Below are 21,460 nucleotides of genomic sequence, written 5' to 3'. Positions count from 1 at the left end.
CGCGCCGACCGCTCCAAGAACCTCGTCGGGTTCCTGGTGGGTAGCGTCCAGTACGCCGTGTCCATCTTCGAGGTGCGCGAGATCATCAACCCCATGCCCGTCGTGGAGCTCCCCCACGCGCCGGCCGTCGTGCTGGGCGTGACCGACCACCGCGGGGAGGTCGTGCCCATCGTCGACCTGCGGCTCCGTTTCGGGCTCGAGGTCGCGGCCCGCACGCGGCGCACCAAGTGGGTGGTGGTCGAGCTGGACGGACGGGCGGTCGGGTTGGTGGTGGATGCGGTGACCGAGGTGTTCGGCACCACGAGCGCCGACGAACGCAGCGTCCCCGCGCTCGGCCGCGGCGACGACGTGCGCGGCATCGCGCAGGTGTTCAACCACGGCGGCAAGCTGGTGTTCGTCATCGACGTGGCGCGCGTGGCAGCGCCGGCCCGCGGGCTCGACATCGACAGCGCGACCCTGACTGGGCTCTCCGAGCTTCCGCCGTCCAGCACACCATCTTCCGTGGCGCCCGCCAGCTCAGCGCCGAAGACCCCAACGCCCAAGCGCGGGAGGAGCCGGCGGACATGACGGCGTCCAACGGTCGCCCCGAGCTCGCTGCCCACGAGGTCCAGCAGGAGGGGGAAGGTCAGGACGCCGAGGCCCGTCGGCGTGAGGTGATCCGCTTGGGGCAGCTGTCGCCGACGGACGCCTCCGGCATCGCGGGACTCGTCGGAGCGCTCGGCGACACCGACTGGCGCGTGCGCAAGGAGGCGGCCGCGCTGCTGGGTCAGCGAGCGGGCCCACCCGCGCTGATCGAGCGCTTGGTGGATGCGGTGGTGCAGGGGGAGAACGTGGGGCTGCGCAACTCGGCGCTCGAGGCGCTCGCCAAGCACGGGGGCACGGTGGCGGACGCGCTCCTTCGACGCCTCCCCCTGGTGGACGTGGCGGCCAAGAAGTTCATCGTGGAGGGGCTCGGCAACACGGGGGCGGTCGGCGCCGTGCCGGCCTTGGTGGATGCGGTGCACCAGCCCGACGCCAACACCGCCGCGGCAGCCGTGGAGGCCTTGTCGCGCATCGGCGGGCGAGAGGCCGAGCTGGCGCTGCGAGGGCTGCTGCGCTCCGCGGACCCCTTCCAGCGCCTGGCGGCGCTCGACGCGCTGACGCGCCTGTCGAGCGAGGTGCCGTACGACGAGCTGGCACCCCTCATGGGCGACCGCATGACGCAGCGCGTGGCCCTCGAGCTGCTCGGACGCACCGGCCGGGTCGAGGCCCTGGACCCGCTGGTGGAGGCCCTCGAGGACCGTTCGCTGACAGTGGCTGGGAGCGGGGCGGTCGGCCTCGTGCGCTTGTTCGATGCGTCTCCGGAGCTGACGCGGGCGGTGAGCGCGCGTGCGCGTCAGCTGACACCTCGGGCGCGCGAGTCGCTCCGGCTGCTGGTCGTGGAGGGCGCCCTGGCCGTCCGTCAGGCCGCCGCGCACCTCGCGATCCTGGGCCAAGATCCAGGCATCCTGGAGGTTGCGTTGGGCCTCGCCTCGGAGGGGGCGCTCCCCAGCGAGGCGCTTCAGGCGTTCTTGCACTGGGGGCCGAGCGCCATCGAGCCGCTCCTGGAGGTCCACGGTCAGACCTCGGGGCTGGTCAGCGGGCTCTCGCTGGAGCTCGCCTGCGACCTGCTGCAGCACGCCGACGCCGCGGGCGCGGCGCCATCGGAGCAGCTGACGCGAGCCGTCCGCGCCTCGCTCTCGGCCGCGCTCGACGCGCACGACGAGGCCGTGCGACGGGCGGCCGTGCGCAGCCTGACGGCGTGCCCGGAGGAGGGCGACGCCGCGCGCCTGGTGACGATGCTGCAGGCGGCGGGCGAAGAGCTCGCGACCGCCGTGGGGGTCGCGCTGCGCCACCTGCTCGCGGTGCATCCGGCGGCCGTGGGTCGCGCCCTGCAAGGCATCTCGTTCGACTGGCCAGGCGCGGCCGTCGTCTGCGACATCATCGCCGACGTGGATGACGCGCAGCGCCTCGAGGGGCTTCGCGCAGCGCAGGCCAGCGCGAGTCCGGTCGTGCGTCGCGCGGCCGTCCTCGCGCTCGCGAAGGTGCACCACGACGACTCCGCCGAGTGCGTCAGATTGTCCCTCTCGGACGACGACGTGAACGTGCGGGTGGCCGCCGCCGAGGCGCTCGGGGTCTTGGGCCGCGTCTTGGGCGCGGACAGCCTCCGCGGTGCCCTGCGCGTCGCGCTCGAAGCGGACACCCCGGCGGTGGTCGCCGCCGCCGCGCGCGCGCTCGCCCTCGCCGGAGACACCCGCTCGGTTCCGGTGTTGCGGGAGAAGCTGCAGAGCGAGCGCCCCGGGGTCGCCCTGTCGGCCCTCGAGGCGCTGCGTGTGCTGCAGGCCCCGCTCGACGATGCGCTGGCCGATCTGGCGCGCCACTCGGACGAGGAGGTGGTGAAGCAAGCCCTCTCGTTGTCGCTGCGCGGCGATCCAGAGACGGCCCTCCGCGTTGCCGGAGAAGCCCTGCGCCACGTCGCGTGGCACGTGCGCGCCGTGGCGGTCAATGCACTGGCGGATGTCCCCGGGGGCGTGGACGTCTTGCGCGCGCACGCCGACGCGGAGACCGACCCCCACGTGCGCCGCGCGCTCGACCAGCACCTGACCCCCAACCGCGTGGAGGAGGGCTGAGTGCCGCTGCTCTTCGACGACGGTCCCGGCCTCGGCGTCGAGGATTTCCGGATGATCCGGGACCTCATCAACCGCTTCTGCGGCATCTATTTCTCCGACGACGCGCGCTCCATCGTGGCGCGCCGCCTGCGGGAGCGCTTGGACGCGGTCGGGCTCAGCGACTACGGCGCGTACTACCAGTTCCTACGCTATCACCCGGACGCCGCGACCGAGCTCGAGAACGCGGTGGAGGTGCTGACCACCAACGAGACCTACTTCTTCCGCGAGGAGTACCAGCTACGCGCGTTCCGAGAGGAGATCCTGCCGCAGCTCAAGGCCCGCGCCGAGGAGCGGGGCACGCGACGCCTCGCGCTCTGGAGCGCGGGCTGTTCGAGCGGTGAGGAGGCCTACACCCTCGGCATCCTCGTGGAGGACTCAGGCCTCTTCAAGGGGTGGGATGTCCGCATCTACGGCAACGACATCTCGCGGAGGGTGCTCCACAAGGCGCGTCGGGCCGTCTACACCGAGGCCAGCTTCCGCACGACCGAGAACCGATATCTGCGCTACTTCGTAGAAGTACCGGAAGGACGTCAAGTCCACCCGCACATCCGCGCGATGTGTCACTTTGGTCACCTGAACCTCCTCGATCACAGCCGCACCGCCATCGTGGGCCGCGTGGACGCCGTGTTCTGCCGCAACGTGCTCATCTACTTCGACCCCGAGTCCCGCCGCAGGGCCATCGACACCTTCTACCAGCGCCTGGTCGCGGGGGGGTACTTGCTGCTCGGGCACAGCGAGTCGCTGCTGAACGCCAGCACTGCGTTCGAGCTGGTGCACGTGTCCACCGACCTCGTGTACCGCCGCCCCGCCCCGCACCTCTTCCGCACGCCATCCGCCACCGAGGGCTCATGAGACATCTCCGCGTCCTGGTCGTCGACGACTCGGCGTACAACCGCCGCACCATCTCCGAGCTGCTCGCGTCGCTGCCCGCGGTCGAGGTGATCGGCAAGGCGGGTGATGGTGACGAAGCGCTGCGCATGGTGGCCGAGCTCCAGCCGGACCTGATCACGCTCGACCTCGAGATGCCGCGCATGGACGGCTTCACCTTCCTGCGCCTCATGATGGCGCGCCGGCCGACGCCCGTGATCGTCGTCAGCGGGTACTCGGCCAAGGAGAACGTCTTCCGAGCTCTCGAGATGGGGGCCCTCGACTTCGTGGCGAAGCCCACGCGCACCGTCACCAGCGATCTCTCCGGCATCGGTGCCGAGCTGGCCGAGAAGGTGGAGGTGGTGCGGCAGCTGTCACCCGCTGGGCTCGAGATCAGCGCGCGCGTGCGCGGCAGCGGGGAGTTCACGCTGCCTCGTCGTGGCGCGGCCAGCGACAAGCAGCCCACCCGGCTCATCGTCATCGGGTCGTCCACGGGCGGGCCCACCGCGCTGGTCGAGGTGTTTCGCCGGCTGCCGTCGTCCACCAGTACGGCGGTGGTCGTGGCCCAGCACATGCCGGAGCGCTTCACCAAGACCTTCGCGGAGCGGTTGGACAAGGTCGGTGGGATGCGTGTGGCCGAGGCCAGCGATGTCCATCACCTCACCGCAGGGACGGCGTTCATCTGCCCGGGGGGGCGCTGTATGGAGGTCGTGCAGCTGCAGCGAGGCCTGGGAGTGAAGGTCGTCTCGTCCGACGCAGGGGACCGCTACGTCCCATCCGTCGACCGCCTGTTCGAGTCGGCCGCGCGCGTGTTCGGGGCCAGCACGGTGGGCGTGGTGTTGACGGGCATGGGCGACGACGGGGCGCGAGGCGTGGTCGCGTTGCGTGACGCGGGCGGCATCGTCATGGCCGAGGCGCCGGAGACCGCCGTCATCTACGGCATGCCAGGCGCAGCGGTGCGCACGGGGGCGGTGGACAGGAGCCTCCCGCTGCGTGCCATGGCGGAGCGCCTGGCGGAGCTGACGAGCACGTGAACGACGCTCGCAGCGTCGTCACGGCGCGCGCCTTGGGCCTTCCAATGCCGCGTTCAGGTCTGATAGTCTTTCCACAGCAAGCGAACGATGAGCGACCCTGACAAAACCCGCGCGAGCGATCTCCCCATGGACCTGATCAAAGAACGAGAGAGCTTCGTACGGTCGTTCTTGAAGAAGGGCGTGGAGTACACGGAGCACCTGCTCCAAGAGAACGCGCAGCTGCGGGAGGAGCTCGGGACCCTGCAGGAGGACAACGCGCGGCTGCGCGCTCAGATCGCCAGCGACGACGCCATCCGCGACCTGCTCCGCACGGTCGAGAAGCTGGAGCAAGAGCGCTCCGCCTTGTTGGAGCGCAGCTCCGAGCTGGAAGAGAAGCGCCAAGAGCACCAGGGCCGGCACGACGAGATCGAGCAAGAGGTCAACGACCTCGCCAACCTCTACATCGCCAGCTACCAGCTGGGCGCATCCCTCTCGCTGCGACGCGTGGTGCGCCACCTGCGCGACATGTGCGGGCAGCTCGTCGGGGCCTATGGGTTCGTCATTTATGTGCTCGACGCGGGCACCGAGACGGCCTATCCCATCGCGCACGAACAGCTAGACCCCAGCACGATCGTGCCGGTACCCGTGGGCGTGGGGCCCGTGGGAGAGGCCTGCCTCACCGGCATCCCGCGCATCCGTGAGGACGGCAGCGCGGACTTCATCCAGGGTACCCACGACGACCCCGTCGCGGTCATCCCCCTCATCTCCGATGGCAAGCCGGTGGGCGCCATCTCAGTCATCACCTTGCTCGAGCAGAAGAGCCAGTGGATGAACGTCGACCGAGAGCTCTTTCAACTCCTCGGCGCTCAGGCTGGTACCGCCCTGATCGCCGCCAACTTGTACGCCGCCGCGGCCGGGCCCATCTCGGCCCTCGCTGGGGTCCGACAGAACCTCACCGCTGCCGAGGCCGCGTCCTCCGAGAGTACCGACTGACCATGTCCGACTTTTCCTGCCTAGTCGTCGAAGATTCACCCATGATGCGGCAGCTCTTGGTGTTCGCTCTCGCACGCATCAAGAAGCTGAAGGTCACGGAAGCCGAGGACGGCGTGGACGGCCTGCGCAAGCTCGCGGGGGGCAAGTTCGACCTCGTCATCACCGACATCAACATGCCCATCATGGATGGGCTGAAGCTGGTGAAGCGCATCCGCAGCGACGAGACCCACAAGGACGTGCCGATCATCATCATCACGACCGAGGGCTCCACCGAGGACCGGCAGCGCGCCATGGCCCTCGGGGCGAACGCATACATCACCAAGCCCATTCAGGCGCCGCAGGTCATCGCGAAGGTCAAGGAGCTGCTCGCCGTCTGACGGCGTGTGCAGATGGGTGCGGGGTCGTCGACGTACCGTCGAGGGGTTCCGCCGCTGGCATTCGCTGGCGTGTGTCGCGTGGCGGCCATAGTCAATTCGTTCGCGAACGGGCCCCGAGGCGGCCCTTGCGCCGCCCGATGGCCCATACTCGACCCGTGGACAAACACAGCATCCTGGGCTTGATCGAGTTGAGCTACGCGCCGTCCGCAAACACCGGGGAGTGGTTGGCGCGCATCGGCACCCAGCTCGCGCGTCAGGTGCCCGGCGCCGTGTTGCCCTTCGGCTACATCTTTCAGAAGCAGCCGGGTCAGACGCTGCACTTCGAAGAGGCGTTCATGGAGGGCAACCCCGATGCCCTCGGCTGGTTTCGGGAGCACAACACGAACCTCGACCAGGCCATGCAGGACGCCTTCTTCCCCACCGGGACCGCCTCCTCGCTCTTCTCGGAGCGCTTCGCGTTGGGGAGGGGGAGCGGCAGCAGCACGGCGTCGGAGCCTGTGGACGACCTCATCCGCTCGGTCGACGGAGACGACTCGTGGGCCACGTACTGCGTGGATGGCGCAGGGCGAGGGGTGCTCTGCGGCGCGATCGCGCGAGGCATCAGCCTCTCGCCTCGCGACCGCGAGACGCACCGTCGGATCGCAGTCCACATGGCCTCGGGTCTGCGTCTCCGCAGCGCCTTGTCGGACGCGGCGCGCGCCGGCGGTGCGGACGCGGTCCTCCGTCCCGACGGGCACGTCGAGGACGCGCGGGGTGCGGCGGTGGAGCAGCGGGAGTGCCTCCGAGAGGCCGTCGCGCGCGTGGAGCGCGCCCGGGGCACCCACTCGGAGGGTCGAGAGACGCTGGACCTCTGGCAGGGCCTCGTCGAGGGGCGTTGGTCCATTGTCGACTACGAGGACTCGGATGGGAAGCGCTACTACCTGGCGCTCGCGAACCCGCCGCTGGCCGTGCTCGATCGCTCGTTGAGCGTGCTGGAGGCGCAGGTTGCGGCGCACGCGGTGACCGGAGACTCGAACAAGGTCATCGCGTACGCGCTGGGTCTCGCCGAGTCGACCACGGCGAACCTGCTGACGTGCGCGCTCCGCAAGCTCGGGCTCGCGAGCCGTGTCGATCTCATCCGGGTGGGTGTCACGCTTGGAATCCACGGGCGCCCGCTCGTGAAGCTGCCGTGCGACCGCTCGCGCCCGGCAGAGGCCATCCCATGAGCGACGACGGGGCGACGCTCGGCCGGCCTCCCCGCTTGTTGTTGCTGGCGGCGCCGGCGGCGTCCGGGCTCGAGCGGCTGCTGACCGACGCCGAAGCCGACATCGCGCGCCGGGTCTTCGCCGGTCACTCCGACCGCGAGATCGCCCAGGCGCGAGGCTGCGCGCTCAGGACGGTGGCAAACCAGCTCCGCACCATCTACCGAAAGCTGGGCGTGGTCTCCCGGTTCGAGCTGGTGGCTCTGCTGGCCCGCGCAGCGCTCGCGGAGGAGCGTGGCCGGCCCAGGCACTGACTCGACCGACGTCCGTTGCCAGCGCGCGTGGAGCTGCGCGGCGCGCGCTTCGACAGCCCCCTGACCTGCAACGACTGCCGCTCGCGCGGCTTGGCCTCAAGGCAACAGGTAGGCCACCCGCAGCACGAGGTCATCGCGTGACAGCAGGACGCCGTCGGCGTTCGCGTCCGTGTTCAGGTCCGTGGCCATGCGGACCCGATACTGGCTGCGGTCGCCCAGGGTCGCGCGCTCTGCGAAGTCGGTCCTGACCGCGTCGGTGACGTCCATGGACGGAACCGTGTTCTCGTCCGTCATCCACGAGCCCACGGTCGTCAGCGGTACGAGGTTGAATGCGGCGTTCACCTCTGCTTCGGTCGCGGCGGCGAACGCGTCCGTGGCGATGGTGAAGCGCGCGTGGTCGAGCAGCAGCGTGCCAAGCTCGAGGAAGGGTGCTCCGTTCGTGCCCACCGACGCAGTCTCGAGCGTCGCGGACGCGATGCCGACCGCCTCGTCGGGGATCCCCGCCAGAGTCATCGTGATGAAGCCGCGCGTGCCCTTCGCTGTGCCGCCGTTGCCGTCGTCCCCGATGTACAGCGCGCCGACGGTGCTCGCGACGGCGGTGGGATCCGTCGTCGCCGTGAGGGCTTCGACGCTGAGCAGGCTCGCAGCGATCGCACGATACGTCGTGAAGGTCGATTGAGCGCCCGCCTGCACAGTGTTGCCCGCGACGTCTTGCCCACCTGTGCCGACGATCACGGTGAATGGCAACGCGGACACCACGCCAGGGTCCGACCCCGTCGCATAGGACAGCGGGTTCACGGGGGTGATCGTGAGCCGCGTGTTGTCGGAGCTCCAGGTGTAGTCGACCGCCCCGAGGTCGGCGGCGGCGACGCTGTCCTGGACGGAAAGACGGTCCATCGGCTCGCTGAACGTGATGACGACCACCGCGTCCTCGCCGATCCCAAGCGCGCCATCCGGGGGTGAGATCGACACGATCACCGGCGCCTCCGTGTCGACCGGCACGCTTGCATCCGGCAGGCCGACGGGCGGCTGCTCACCCCCTGCGCCACAACCCACGATCATCACGACCACGGTCAACATTCCACTCGGATATCTCATTTGCGCAGTTTCTCTCTATGGGGACAGGAAGGACTGAAAGAGCATGCTGTTCCGTTTCACGAGGTGGGATCGTGTGCTCACTTGAAACGACGTATTCAATCGACGGTCACCCTAGAGGTGCGCCCACTGAGCATCCATAGTCATTTCGTTCCGGTGCGTGTCACCGGCGAATCGCCACCCCCGCTCCCGGGCCAACCGCTCCCTCGCCTGACTATCGTCGCGTCGTCGTACCCGTGCCACCCGCCCGGGAACGGAGAGGCTGAGCCGTACGGATGGTCGTGAGACCACTGCATTTCTGCAGCACCGACCTGCAGAGTTCGCTGCGGCGCGGCATGCGGCGGGCCGCCAAGGTGGACGGAGAGAGACGTTTTACCCCTACGGAGGACGATCATGACCCCCACCTCTTCGATCGCGCAGACCCCCACCATGGAGACGGACCACACGGACGTGGCCGTCATCCCCCGCATGCTCGTCACGAGCGATGGACGGCTGCTCGAGGCAGACGTGTACCGACCGCGTACCCGGCGTGTGCGCGCACAGGTGGTCCTACACGGGGCCACGGCGGTGCCGCGCAAGCACTACGCCGCGTTCGCGCGGCACATGGCCGAGGCTGGCTTCGAGATCCTGATCTACGACTACCGCGGTGTCGGAGGGTCGGTGTCCGACCACGTGAAGCACGACGACGCCACCATGTCCGACTGGCTCGAGCGGGACGCTCCGGCTGCCGTGCGAACGCTGCGTGGTGAGGGTCCGTCGAGCGTGCCCTTCTTTGCCATTGGGCACAGCTTTGGCGGTCAGATCGTGGCTGCCCTGGAGGGCGTCCCGCAGCCCGAGGCCGTGGTGACGATGGGCGCCCAACGGGGCTACTGGGCGGCGTTCGCGCCCAGCGTGCGCCCGCGTATGTGGCTGAACTGGTTCGTGCTCATGCCCATGCTGACGACCACCTTGGGCTACCTCCCGGGGTGGGCGGGGCTGGGCGTGGACATGCCCGCGGGTGTCGTCGACGAGTGGGCGAGCTGGTGCAAGCGCCCCGACTACTACCTGAGCGACCACCCGGAGATCGCCACCAGGCTCGCGTCCTATCGGGGCAAGCTGCTCGCGCTGAGCGTCACGGACGACGACTTCGCACCCCTTGGGAATGTCTCGTGGTTGATCGCGCGACACCGCCGCGCGGCCCTCGAGCACGTCCGCTTCCGCCCGGAGGACGTCGCCGTCTCGCGCTTCGGGCACTTCGGCTTCTTTCGCGTGCAGTACGCGGCCTCGGTCTGGCCCGAGGTCGTCGGCCACTTCGAGGAGGTCCTCGGCGAAGGTGTCCGCCCGCGTCGACTCGGCGCGGAGGTGGTTCCTGCCTCCGACGGAATGGTCGCGCTCGACGACGACGAGCTCGCGCTGGACCTCGACTACGGGCGCGTCTGAAGCGTCGCGGTGAACGCACCCGTTCTGCTCTACACTCGGGGCCCATGCTCGATTGGGACGACGTACGCTATCTCCTCGCGGTGACGCGGCGCGGAACGCTCGCAGCCGCAGCGCGTAGCGCCAAGACCAACCCGACGACGGTGGGGAGGCGCGTGGCCCAGCTCGAAGACAAGCTGGGCGTGCGTCTCTTCGACCGCACGGCGCGCGGCTGGATCCCGACCGAGCCGTGCAAGCGGTTGCTCCCGCACGCCGAGCGCATGGAGCTGGAGGCGCTGGCGCTCGCGCGCGCCTCCGCGGCGACGGACGCGGATCTGGTGGGCCCCGTCCACATGACGACCACAGGCATCGTGGCAGCGCGTTATCTCACGCCGCTGCTCCCGCGCCTGCGCTTGCGGCATCCAGGCATCGAGCTGCGCATCACGTGCACCGAGCGCCGCCTGCGCCTCGACCGTGGCGAGGCGGACCTCGCCTTGCGCATCGCCCGACCGGAGGAGCCGGATGTCGTCGCCCGCCGGGTCATGCGCGTTCCGCTCGCTCTGCACGGTACGAGCGAGTACCTCGAACGCAGGGGCCGCCCGAACCCAGGCAGCTCCTATGCGGACCATGACCTCGTCGCGTTCCTCGAGGGGCCCGGCAGTGAACCCGAGAACGCCTGGCTCGAGCAGAACTGCCCCGATGCGCGGGTGGTGCTGCGCACGAACAGCGTTGCCGTGTGCGTCGAGGCGTTGCGCGAGGGGCTCGGCCTCGGTCTGATCCCGCGTCTGTTGGGAGACCGTGACCCACGCCTGGTGCGCCTCGACACGTACAGCCCACCGGCCCCGCGCGAGGTATGGCTCGTCTACCACCAAGACATCGAGCCCAGCCCTCGCGTACGCGCCCTGATCGACTTCCTGGTGCAGCACCTCGCGGACTGAAGGCGGGGCGGTCGCTCGGAGCTGAACGCGGTCGCTGGCCGGCGCTCGGCGCGCAGCGTAGGATCGACCCATGAACGTCGACCCCCGCTGGCTCCTCGTGCGGACCTGCCAAGACCTCCTCGGCAAGTCGAAGTCCCCGGACTACTACGACAAGCTGCGCATGGCGGGACTGTTGAAGCACCTGTTGGTGGGCCCTCGCTCGCTGTACGCGCTCGTGGCTGGCGCCGTCGAGCAGCCCCTGGTGTTCTGGTACCGCGAGCCGAGCGACGATGTCGCGGCTTGGTCTGGTCCGTCGGGCTTCGACGCCTCGCGGCGGGAGCTGGCCAGCGGGAGCGTGCAGCGCGCAGATCGCGATGCGTTCCTCGCGGCGCGCGTGGTGCACTGCCACGAGTGGCTCACGGTGGAGCAGCTCGTCTTGACGGTAGCGCACGCCTACGGGGGCTTCGTGGCCGACGTGCCCCAGGGCCTCTCGCGCGAGGGCATCGTTTCGGTGGACGCAGCCATCCAGGAGGGCGCGGCCGGGCCCATCGCGATCGCGCTCCAGGAGATCACGGGCGTCACGCTGCGCGCGCTGATCCCCTTGGCCAATCCGAGCGGCGAGCCGAAGGTGCGGCCCGCGGTGGAGCGCGCGGCCCCCCCTCAGGCCACGGGCTGCCCGTTCAGCGGTGCTTCGAAGGGCTGAAGGGTCGAGCCAGAGCCCCAGACGGTCCGTCCCCGACCGGGGCGGCGTCACGGGGGTCCCCCGACGCTGCCCCCCGCGCGGGCTGCGTCAGTTGGCCTCGCGACGCCACGTGCGGCGGCCCGGCGCATGCGCGCCATCGTGCTTGCTGCGAAGCGCATGGACAGGCTACACACGCAGGCATCATGGTTCACTGGCTGTCGAAGCATGTCCCCTCGGCGCGCCCTCCGCTTGCATGCGTTCGTGGTGTCGCCGCAGGCTCGCGAGCGCGCGCTGGCGCTCGCCCCGAAGGGTCCACTGAGCGCCCGCGTGCGCGGGGTTCGCTCGTGTCGGCGACTCGCTCGTCCATGAGCTTGTCGTCGATGGGACTCCGGACGCTGCTCCTCGCCGGTACGCTCACCGCGCTGAGCGCGCCCTCGGCAGTGCAGGCCCAGGCGGCCCAGCTGGTGCTCACGGCTCAGAACCCTCCCGCCGAGGGCGCGGCCGTGCGCGTGGACGGCGCGGACGCGGGGAACGTGCCCGCCACGCTGAGCGTCGCTCCTGGGCGCCACCTCGTTCAGGTCGGGCGGCGTGGCTACATCACGTTCAACCAGTGGGTGGACGTGACTCCAGGGCAGACCCTGCAGTTGTCCGTGCTGCTGCGCAGCCAGGGAGGCGAGCTGGGCTCGATCCTGGTGGCGGGAGACGTCTCGGGCGCGCGCGTACTGGTCGACAGCATAGAGCGCGGCACGACACCCGCCGTGGTCGAGGGGTTGAGCGTGGGCACCCACCGCATCCGCGTCGAGGCGCGTGAGGGAGGCTTGTCTCCTTACGAGACCACCGTCGAGGTGAGGGCCGCCGAGCGCACCACCGTGCACTTCACCATGCGCCCGGCTCAGGTGACCGGCAGCCTGCACGTGGCAGCCAACGTGTTGGCGGCGCGTCTCTTTCTGGACGGAGACCCACTCGGCGTGGGCGGGCGCACCGTGGAGGACGTGGCCCCGGGCGAGCACATCGTCGAGGCCGAGGCCAACGGCTACCAGACCGCGCGCCGCACGGTGCGTGTCGAGGCGGGTCGCCGGGCCGCCGTGGTGCTCGTGATGGAGCCGGTCGAGCAGGTGCCGGGCACCATCGTCGTGCGCGCCAACGTGCGCGGGCAGGTGTTCGTCAACGACCAGGACTTCGGCCCGGCCCCTGTCATCCTCGAGGGCGCGCAGCCCGGCACCTACGCCATCCGCGTCATCGCAGAGGGCCACAGCGAGTTCCGCGACGTGTGCCAGGTGCGCCTGGGCGAGACCTGCACGGTCACCGCCGAGCTGATCCCCGAGCAGGTGCTGCTACGGGTCTCGAGCAACACGCGCGGCGCCTTCCTCTACGTCGACGACGAGTACCGCGGGCCCATCCCATTCGAGGGGATGTTCCCCGTGGGTCCCCACCGCGTCGAGGTCCGGGCGCAGCACCACACGACCCAGACCCAGCAGATCACCCTCAGCGCAGGCGGCCCGCGCGACGTCGCGGTCGACCTCGTGCGCGAGGGGCCGGCCACGCCCCAGGAGGAGGCCGAGGCCGAGCTGGCCCAGCTGGAGCAACAGCGTGCGCTGCGCAGCCACGCCGCGACGCTGACCCCCAACCGGCACGCGTACATCGAGATCGCCACCGGCTTCCCGTTCCTGCTCGAGGCGCGCGCCGGCGGCAGCGTGCATCGCTGGCTCGACCTCGGCATCTCGTTGCGCAGCTTCTTCCTGCTCACCGAGATCGAGCTGCGCTTCAAGACCGCGTATCGGCCTCTGACCTCGCTGTCGGTCGGGGCGCAGGTGCGCATCGGTGGTGGCTTTGGCGGCGCCCAGAGCTACATGGACGGCGCGATTCCGCGGGAGTCGCCCACCAACACCTTCCTGTTTTCGCTCGAAGGGTTGATCTCCGTGCACCTCGCCAGCGCCGCCACGGTCACGGCGGTGATCGGCCTGGACACCCACTCGGACCGCTATCGAGCGCCAGACCGCCGCGGGGCCGCGCGCCTTCGGATCGGTGGTGTGGCCGAGGTGGTCTTGTCGGACTCGTGGAACTTCATGGCGCGCTTCGAGGGGATCGTCGCCGGTCGCTCGCGTCCCATCCTCACCAACCTCCTGCGCGCAGGCGTGATCGACCACGACGTGCGGCTGATGGGGCAGATCGGCTTCACCTACAAGTTCGGGCTGCCGTCGTGGGCGGAAGAATGAGCGCCCGCACTCGGGCGCTGCTCGCGGTGGCGGCGGTGTGCGCGGTGGTCGTCGTCACCGTGCGCGCCCTGCGACCGACGGTCAGCGCCACACCCGTCGTGGCCACCTTCGAGTCCACGCTGAACGGCGAGAGCGTCCGGCGTGGCGCCTTCGAGCGCGGAGAGCACGTCCAGACGCCAGCAGGGGGGCGCGTGGAGGTCCTGGCGCCGGACGGTGGGCGGGTGATCGTCGAGGAGAACAGCCTCATCACGTTCATCACGCTCGCCCCGCTGGCGGTGGACGTCGCACGCGGGCGGGTCTCCGTGCGATCCGGGGACCAGGCGCTCACCGTGCGGCACGCGGGACGCGTCGTGCGGGTGGGCTCCGAAGCAGATCTGACGCTCGACACGTCGCCCCCCGAGCTCGAGGTCCGGGCTGGAGCGGTCACCCTCGACGGAGAGCGCGTGAGCGGTCGACGAGCGCTCCCCGTCCCATGAAATGGTGGTAGCTTCCGCGCCATGATCGAGGGTCTACTCATCGCAATCGAGGGCATCGACGGGGCCGGCACCACCACGCAGAGCCGCCTCCTATCGGAGACGCTTTCCGGGCGCGGACTGCCGATCCACACCACACGCGAGCCCAGCGACGGCCCGATCGGCGTGCTCATCCGCCAGATGCTCACTGGACGCGTGGTGGTCCCTGGCATCGGCGGGGCGCGTGCCCCACGCTGGACGACCATGGCGCTGCTGTTCGCGGCCGACCGGGTGGACCACCTGGACGCCGAGGTCGTCCCCAACCTCATGGACGGCGTGACGGTGATCACCGACCGCTACGACTACTCCTCCGTGGCCTACCAGTCGCTCACCGCGGGCGCCGACCGCGAAGAGACCATCGCGTGGGTGCGCACCCTAAACGCGCAGGCGCGCCGGCCGGACCTGACCATCGTCTTGGACGTGGATCCAGAGCAGGCCGCGAGCCGCCGGCAGGGGCGCTCGGGCAGTCGCGAGCTGTTCGAGGAAGAAGAGCTGCAGGCCGCGCTGGCGGCGTTCTACAAGGACATCGGGCGGTACTTCCCCGGCGACAACATCGTGCACGTGGACGGCAACGTCAGCATCGAGGAGACCGCCGAGCAGGTGCACCACGCGGTCAAGGTGCTGCGCCGCGAGGCGTAGGTCCCGACGCGCAGAGCCCCCGCGCAGCGCTCGGCTGGGCAGGGGCTCGACGACGTTCGGGGTCTCGACGGTGGTGCGCCGCTCAGCGCACCACCCAGCGCGTGACGATGTCCACGCGCCCGACCACCACGCGCTGGTCGCTGAGCGTGAACGGGATGGTGCGCGTCTCGGACGGTGTGCGGACGCGGATCTCACCCCGCACGGGTTGGTGGTCGGCGCTCTGCACGCGCGAGACCTCGATGTAGTAGCTGCCGACGCCGGCCCGCCGCAGCCCGAGCCGCTCGCGCCCGCTGCGCGCCGCGTCCTCGCCCACCACGCTGGTGCGGCCACCCATCCAGCTGAGGCGCGTGCCCTGCGGCGTGACGAGCGTGAGGTCCACGTCGTCGGCGCCGCTCCAGGTCGCGTCCAGCATGAGGTCGCCACGCACCGTCTCCGGCGAGGCCGGTTGGTCCACCGCGGTGCGCGCCCGCTCGGCGTTGCGCGGGGTGTCCATGCCCGTCAGCAGGCCCTCGCTGCCTACGCGGTCGCCCAGGCTGCGGCGGCAGCGCGCCGCGTCGGCCACGTGGTCCACGTCGTCGCTGTCGATCTCCGCCAGCGCCACGCGGTGTCCGCACGCAGCCTCCGCTTTGCCAGCGCGCTCGTAGGCCAGGGCCAGGCGCTCCTGCAGGGCCTCGTTCTCGGGGTTGAGGTCCACCACGCCCGAGAGGTAGCGCAGCGCCGCGTCCCGCTTGCCCTGGCGCCCCACCACGTCAGAGAGGTAGGTCAGCGCCTCGGTGTCGAGCGCGTCGCGGGCCACCCACTGACGGGCCACCTCCTCGGCGCGCACCAGCGAACCAGCCCGCGAGAGGGCCCGGACCAGGGCGCGGTGCCGGTCGCGGCTGTCGGGCTGCTCGCGCAGGGCCGCCTCGGCCGCGGTCACGGCCTCGAGGTCGCGGTCGCGGATGGACGAATCGGAGCGCACATAGCCTTCGCGGATGGAGACCCGGCGCATGCGGCGCATGGTGCGGCCACCACCGCGCATGAGCATGTCGTCCATCGGCGCGGCCATCGGGGCCGCCGTCGTGGTCGCCGCCGGGCGGCGTTGCTCGTTTCTCGCGAACGACGCCTCACCGAACGGCTCCCGGATGTCGGCCATCTCCATCGCTGGGCCGGCGCTCGCCCCGGCAGCCATGCGCGCTCGCGGGGCGGAGGGCGTGGGCTGCTGCATGGGCGGGCTCATGTCCACGAGACCGCTCGACGTGCCCTCCACGATGTCGTCCTCGCCCGTCCACGTGATGGCCGGGCGCGCGCGGTCCACCTCGAAGGCGCGGAACATGGCCTCGCTCTCGAGCACCAGCATGGAGGTCTGGCTGGACAACACCTGGAAGGCCTTGCTGAGCGCCACGATGCGCGCGTTGTCGTTGCTCTTGGCCGAGCGCTCTAGCTCCGTGATGGTCGTGGTCGCGTAGACCCGCGGCACGAACGCGTTGCCCGCCGAGGTGGTGGGCGTGAGCGTGACGGGGTAGCGGTTCTCGAACGGACGCCCGCCGACGCTGCCGGTCAGTCGCACCTGCCCGGTGACGGGCGTGCTGCTGGCCATGCGGCCCACCACGAGCACCTCCTGCCCGGCGCGAAGCGTGGGCAGCGACGCGGGGGACACGTCCGTGATGCCGTCCGGCAGCTGCAGCGTGGCGTCGCGCAAGGACGCGCCGTAGGTGGCCTCCAGCACCGCGATGGCGGCCTCGCCGATGCGCTGACCCGGGACGAACGGCACGTACTGACCACCGCCCGCCTGCGCCACGGCCGAGAGCACGTTCGCGTCCGCGTCCTGCCCGATGCCGAGCGTGCTGAAGGACACCCCCGAGCTCGCCAGCTCCCTGACTTGGCCCCCCACGAGCCCGGCGCGCCGGTAGCCCGTCGAGCTGAGCCCGTCGCCCACGTAGACCACGTGCGCGTCGCGCCCCTCTTGGCCACGCAGCAGGGCCGACTGCCCTTCGCGCAGCGCCATCACCACGTCGGTGGAGCCCGCCGGCTCGACCTTGTCCAGGAAGCGCGCCAGGCGCGCCACCACGTCGGCCGTCGGGGCGCTGGGCTCACCGAAGCTCTCGCAGCGCACGTCGCAGGCCAGCACCGTGAAGCGGTCGCGGCGGTCCATCTCGCCCACCACGCGCTGCAGCAGCTGCGACGCACGCTCGAAGCGCTCGCCCACCATGCTCTGGCTCGAGTCCACCACGAACGCGTAGCTGCGCGGGCGCTGCTCGTTCCAGGCCGGCAGCTCCGGCCGCAGCGCGAACACCACGTAGGGGCGCGCGTCGGCGTGCACGGCCTGCTGCAGCGCCACCGACTGGTCCTCGGCGTTCTGGCGCGACTCGCTGCGGCGCGCGCTGCGGTCCGACGAGCGCTCACCGGGGGGCGTGGTGGCGGTGCCCTGGTACGTCCAGTAGCGCACCTCGGCCTCGCCGCCGGGCAGCCGGTAGTCGATGATCAGGTCGCCCGCCGGGCGGAAGTTCTGCGCGGAGAAGCGCAGCCGGTCGGCCCCGTCCTCGGGCGCGCTGGCCATCTCGTAGCCCACGGCCTTGGCCGCCACGTCGCGCCCCGCGACGCGCACGTCCACCTCGAAGTGCCCCACGCGCGTGGAGTCGTCGTCCGCGTTGCTGTGCGCCATCGGGTACACGTAGCGGCGCTCGCCCGCCGCCGAGGGCGCGATGGTCTGCTCGTAGGTGATGCGCACGCGGCGCTCGCCGTGAGCCGGGATGGGGAAGATGCGCAGCTCGAAGCGCCCGCCGCGCTGCCACTCGAGCAGGGCCGGGTCGCGCCAGGGGCCGGGCACCCAGATCCACTCCTCTTGCTGTTGCTGCCGCTCCTGCTGGGGCGTGGCGTTGCGGATGACGCCGCGCCAGATGGCCTGCGCGCGGTCACGCCCGACGATGGCGCCCTCTTCCCAGTTGCCGTCGATCAGCAGCTGCAGGCTGGCGACGCGCGCGTCGGGGGGCAGGGGGAAGCGATACACACCCTCGAGGACGTCGTTGCCGTCGTTGCGGAAGGCCTCCTCCACCTCGGTGCGCGCGACGTTGCCGACGATGCGCACGGACACCTTGTGCTCCGAGATGGCCAGCGGGCGCTCCTGCGCCTGACGCTCACCCGGACGATGCGCGCGCAGCTCGCCGATGCCCGGCACGGGCATGTCCTCGTCGCCCGCCACGTCGCCCAGCTCCGACCAGCCCACCTGCGCCGCCAGGTGCATGGCCGGCGTCACGGTCGCGGCCTGGCCGGGACGCAGCACGCCCTCCTGGCCGGCCTTGACCTCGGTGGCGCCCGCTGCGCCGTGCGCGCGCACCTCGCCCCGCAGCACCTGCACGCTCGCCACCTGGTCGTCGGTGGTGAGCAGGAACTTGGTGCCCAGCACCTCGATGTGCCCGTGGGGCGTGTAGAGGTTGGCGTTGGGTCCCGCGTCGAGGTGCGCCACGTCCGCCAGCAGCTCGCCACGGGCGAGGCGCAGGTCCCGCGCGCCCGTGGTCTCGAGCGAGACCTCCGTGTCGCGGTTCAGGGTGAGCTCGGTTCCGTCGCTCAGGCGCAGGAGAGCGCGCGTGCGCGCGTCGGTGCGCAGCGTGGCCCCGTTACTCAGCGTCACACCCTGCGCCGCCGGGAGGAACTCGCTGGCGCCCGCCATGCGGATGCTCACGCCGCTCTCGTTCGACGGGTCCGCCGCCCGCGAGACGGTCACGACCTCGGCGCTCCAGCCCTGGGCGGCGACGACCGGCGCGTTGGACTCGCCCTCGAACATCTTGGACCCGACGAACGCCAGCGCCGCGGCGGCCGCGATGGCGAACACGGCGCCTGCCCCGACCACCAAGGCGAGGCCCGAGCGCCGCACACCCGCGTGGGGCGCGCTCTCGCGACCGCGCTCGTTTCGCATGCGCTTCTCGGGCACCGTGTCCAGCTGGCTGCTGTGCGCCTCCGCGCCTTCAGCGGCTGCCGCACGGAACGCCGCGGCCTTCTCGGCCGTGGTCCCGGGACCCCCAGCCCAGCGGCTCATCAGCGGGTCTGGCGTGGCCGCGCCCGTGCCCGTGGCGCGCGCCGACGACCCCGACGTCAGCTCGGGGTCGGTCGCCAGGCCGGGGTTCGTCGCGGTGACCGTGCTGGGGGCCATGGGGCTCGCGCTCGCCGCTGTGGGGCTCGCGCCCGGGGCCATGGGGCTCGCGCTCGCCGCCGCCACGCCCGCGACGGACGCGCTCCCGCTCGATGGGGCCGCGTTCACGGCGCTCGGCGCGGGGCCGGCGTTCGTCGACGAGGTCGCGCCCGCCTTCGGTGTCTCCGCGCCGCGCGCATCGAGCGCAGCCAGCACGCGCGCCTCGAGGTCCGGCTGCGGCACGTAGTCGCCACCAGCCTCGCGCACCTCACCCGCCACGCGGCGGGCGTCGAACAGCAGGTCGCGCGCCTCGTCCGAGTCGGCCAGCAGGTCTTCGGCCGCGCGCAGGGCGTCCGCGTCGCCGTCCACGGCGGCGGAGAGGTCGTCCAGGAAGCGCTTGTGGGCCTCGCTGATGCCTCGGGAGTCGTGTTGATGGGTCATCGGGTCACCTCGTCGTTCAGAGTCGATCGGAGCTGGAGGAGCGCACGGCTGACGCGCTTGCGAGCGGCCGCCTCGTCGATCGCCATCAGCTCGGCGATCTCCCGGTAGGCGAGCCCACTCTCGTAGCGCAGCACCACGGCTTCGCGTTCGCTCGGCTTCAGCAGCTCGAGCGCGTCGCGCACCCGCAACGCCCGGCGCCGCCGATCCAGGAGATCGGCGGGCGTCTGGGCGTCCGGGCTCGCGTCGTGCACCAGCTGTAGCCGCCGCTCACGACGCACCCGCGTGGTGAGACGCTTCGCGCACTGTCGTCGCGCGATGCCGAACAGAAAGCCGCGCACGCTGCCCTCGCCCCGATACTGGGGGAAGGCGTCGTACGCGGCGATCAGCGTCTCTTGGGTGGTCTCCTCGGCCTCTCCCACATCGCCCAGGAGGGCCATGCAGAAGCGTCCGAGGGCGGGTCCGTGGTGGCGAGCCGAGAGAGCCACCGCGTCGCGATAGGCCCCTAGGCGAATCGCATCGGCGATGGGATCAGGCTCGTTCATGGGTGTTGCGTGCGCCTCCATCGACAGGGAGTGCTCGTGAGCGCCCCCTTTGTGACCAACTATTTTCGGACGAGGTGAGAGTCATTGTTGAGCCAGGAAGGGGATCAGCCCCGACAGGCAGCAGGTGAAGAGCAGGGTGAAGAGACCGACGATGAGCCCCACCGCGCGGGCCCCAGCGGAGTTCTGCGCATGCTGCGCGCGCGCCATCGGCCCTCCCAGCGGAGCGCCCAAGCCGGTGACGCTCTCGTCGGTCTTACGCGAGCTCTTGTCCACGATGACGGCCTGCGGGATGAGCTGTGGCGTCTGGGGGCGCATGCCCTCCGGTCCGCGGCGCACGGCCGTGCCCAGCGCCACGACCTCCACCAGGCCCGAGCCGATCTCCCGGATCTGCAGGCGGTTGCCGATGACCCGCTCGGCGCCCAGCGCCTGGGCCTCTTTGCGGATGAGCTCGAGGGCGTTCTCGCGCGCCTGGTAGATGAGCTGCGTCACCTCCGGCAGCTCGCCCCGCTGGATGCTCTTGAACAGCGCCCCGATGCTGGCCGACACGCCCAGCGAGTAGACGCTGGTGGCCATGACGAGCTGGTGCGGCACGTAGCCCATCGCGGCCAGGTTCCACAGCTCCTCGCCGGTCAGCTCGCTGGTGACCACCTGCTCCTGCGGGACGGGTCCGCTCGAGAGCAGGGGGTGCCGCGAGGCCGTGCCGGTGAGCAGCAGCTCCACTGTGCCCGGCCCGTACGGGAGCATGCGCACCTGCACGTCCACCACCGCGTTCGCGTTGGCCGCCGCCGCCTCTTGGCGCAGGCGGGCGAGCGCCGTGTGGCGGATCTCGTTGTACATGGACGAGAACTCCTTCACCTCGCCCCGCGCCAGCGTGCGGACGCTGCCGCTCAGCCCGCGCCCGATGCCCAGCGCGTACGCGATGTTGCCCATGACGAACTTCACGGGCTGGTAGCCCGCGTCGAGGTGGCAGTAGAGCTCGATGCCGCTGGCCGCCGACGAGAAGAACGGCAAGCCCTGGTTCGTGTGGACGGCCGTCCCTTGCGAGAAGAACTCGGTGAAGCCCGCCATGGTGCCGAGCGTGGTCTCGACCCCGGTCACCCCCTGCGCGCCGTGCCGCTGGGCCTCCTGCTCCATGCGCGAGATGGCCGAGTGCCGGCCGTCGCTGATGAGCTCGGTGATCTGGCGGATCTCGCCGCCCGAGACGCTGCGCCCGAGGGCGCCGAGCGCGCCGCCGAGGCCCATGGAGTAGACGCTGTTGCCCACGGCGATCTCGCCGGGGGTGAAGCCCTTCTGAGCCAGGCAGTAGATCTCGTTGCCCGACATTCCGCTGATGAACATGGCTGCTCCGTTCTGTCACGCGCGCACGAACGACCCACGGGGCGCGCCGCGCGAGGGTACCCCGGGACAGCCCCGTGGGGGCGGCTCTTCGCCGCCAGAACGGTGTTCGAACCGCGTTGCCAGTCAGGGCGCACGCGTCGTCC

General features: G+C 71.0%; 18 protein-coding genes. 14 read left to right on the top strand and 4 right to left on the bottom strand.

Annotated elements, in window-relative coordinates; translation table 11 throughout:
* The first annotated feature begins 33 nt into the window (after positions 1–33).
* From H6726_28445 to H6726_28410, 8 genes are all read left to right on the top strand, one after another.
* Positions 34–567, top strand: a complete 534-nt coding sequence (locus H6726_28445; protein MCB9661609.1) for a chemotaxis protein CheW — start codon at positions 34–36, stop codon at positions 565–567.
* Entirely contained in the window at positions 564–2,648 is a 2,085-nt protein-coding gene (locus H6726_28440) for a HEAT repeat domain-containing protein (GenBank protein ID MCB9661608.1), read from the top strand. Before H6726_28445 ends, H6726_28440 begins: the two co-directional genes overlap by 4 nt.
* Positions 2,649–2,699: 51 nt before the next feature.
* On the top strand, positions 2,700–3,539 hold the full coding sequence (locus H6726_28435; protein ID MCB9661607.1) for a protein-glutamate O-methyltransferase CheR: 840 nt from the start codon (positions 2,700–2,702) through the stop codon (positions 3,537–3,539).
* Complete coding sequence (cheB, locus tag H6726_28430) at positions 3,536–4,588, top strand: chemotaxis-specific protein-glutamate methyltransferase CheB (protein MCB9661606.1); 1,053 nt, start codon at positions 3,536–3,538, stop codon at positions 4,586–4,588. The genes H6726_28435 and cheB overlap by 4 nt, the downstream gene beginning before the upstream one ends.
* Before the next feature lie 87 nt (positions 4,589–4,675).
* Positions 4,676–5,560 carry a GAF domain-containing protein gene (locus H6726_28425; GenBank protein MCB9661605.1) on the top strand — a complete coding sequence of 295 codons (885 nt, stop codon included), beginning with the start codon at positions 4,676–4,678 and terminating at the stop codon, positions 5,558–5,560.
* Between the two features lie 2 nt (positions 5,561–5,562).
* A complete protein-coding gene (locus tag H6726_28420; protein ID MCB9661604.1) occupies positions 5,563–5,937 on the top strand; it encodes a response regulator in 375 nt (124 codons plus the stop codon).
* Positions 5,938–6,092: 155 nt separating this feature from the next.
* The gene (locus tag H6726_28415) at positions 6,093–7,142 is read left to right on the top strand and encodes a helix-turn-helix transcriptional regulator (protein MCB9661603.1); all 1,050 of its coding nucleotides are present in this window, start codon (positions 6,093–6,095) and stop codon (positions 7,140–7,142) included.
* Entirely contained in the window at positions 7,139–7,432 is a 294-nt protein-coding gene (locus H6726_28410) for a helix-turn-helix transcriptional regulator (protein MCB9661602.1), read from the top strand. Before H6726_28415 ends, H6726_28410 begins: the two co-directional genes overlap by 4 nt.
* Before the next feature lie 96 nt (positions 7,433–7,528).
* Here H6726_28410 and H6726_28405 read toward each other — a convergent pair whose 3' ends face one another.
* Positions 7,529–8,512, bottom strand: coding sequence for an Ig-like domain-containing protein (locus H6726_28405; GenBank protein ID MCB9661601.1), 984 nt, complete (start codon positions 8,510–8,512; stop codon positions 7,529–7,531).
* Positions 8,513–8,920: 408 nt separating this feature from the next.
* On the opposite strand from H6726_28405, the gene H6726_28400 reads away from it, so the two are divergent.
* The 6 genes from H6726_28400 to tmk all read left to right on the top strand — a co-directional run bounded on the left by H6726_28400 (position 8,921) and on the right by tmk (position 14,888).
* Positions 8,921–9,946: an alpha/beta fold hydrolase gene (locus H6726_28400; protein MCB9661600.1), complete on the top strand. Its 1,026-nt coding sequence runs from the start codon at positions 8,921–8,923 to the stop codon at positions 9,944–9,946.
* A 44-nt stretch (positions 9,947–9,990) separates the two neighbouring features.
* Positions 9,991–10,860 (top strand): LysR family transcriptional regulator, encoded by an 870-nt coding sequence (locus H6726_28395; GenBank protein MCB9661599.1) that lies wholly within the window; start codon positions 9,991–9,993, stop codon positions 10,858–10,860.
* 70 nt (positions 10,861–10,930) lie between these two features.
* Positions 10,931–11,542: a hypothetical protein gene (locus tag H6726_28390; protein MCB9661598.1), complete on the top strand. Its 612-nt coding sequence runs from the start codon at positions 10,931–10,933 to the stop codon at positions 11,540–11,542.
* Between the two features lie 344 nt (positions 11,543–11,886).
* Positions 11,887–13,737, top strand: coding sequence for a PEGA domain-containing protein (locus H6726_28385; GenBank protein ID MCB9661597.1), 1,851 nt, complete (start codon positions 11,887–11,889; stop codon positions 13,735–13,737).
* Positions 13,734–14,213 carry a hypothetical protein gene (locus H6726_28380; GenBank protein ID MCB9661596.1) on the top strand — a complete coding sequence of 160 codons (480 nt, stop codon included), beginning with the start codon at positions 13,734–13,736 and terminating at the stop codon, positions 14,211–14,213. Before H6726_28385 ends, H6726_28380 begins: the two co-directional genes overlap by 4 nt.
* 21 nt (positions 14,214–14,234) lie before the next feature.
* Complete coding sequence (gene tmk / locus H6726_28375; GenBank protein ID MCB9661595.1) at positions 14,235–14,888, top strand: dTMP kinase; 654 nt, start codon at positions 14,235–14,237, stop codon at positions 14,886–14,888.
* An 82-nt stretch (positions 14,889–14,970) separates the two neighbouring features.
* Here the strand turns inward: tmk and H6726_28370 are convergent, their stop codons facing one another.
* From H6726_28370 to H6726_28360, 3 genes are all read right to left on the bottom strand, one after another.
* Complete coding sequence (locus H6726_28370) at positions 14,971–19,437, bottom strand: FecR domain-containing protein (protein MCB9661594.1); 4,467 nt, start codon at positions 19,435–19,437, stop codon at positions 14,971–14,973.
* Positions 19,434–19,979, bottom strand: a complete 546-nt coding sequence (locus H6726_28365) for an RNA polymerase sigma factor (protein MCB9661593.1) — start codon at positions 19,977–19,979, stop codon at positions 19,434–19,436. Before H6726_28365 ends, H6726_28370 begins: the two co-directional genes overlap by 4 nt.
* 81 nt (positions 19,980–20,060) lie before the next feature.
* The gene (locus H6726_28360) at positions 20,061–21,317 is read right to left on the bottom strand and encodes a heavy metal-binding domain-containing protein (GenBank protein MCB9661592.1); all 1,257 of its coding nucleotides are present in this window, start codon (positions 21,315–21,317) and stop codon (positions 20,061–20,063) included.
* Positions 21,318–21,460 lie beyond the last annotated feature (143 nt).

The organism is Sandaracinaceae bacterium (assembly GCA_020633055.1).
Classification (GTDB): domain Bacteria; phylum Myxococcota_A; class Polyangia; order Polyangiales; family Houyiibacteriaceae; genus JADJJE01.
This window is presented reverse-complemented; position numbering and strand designations above follow the sequence as displayed.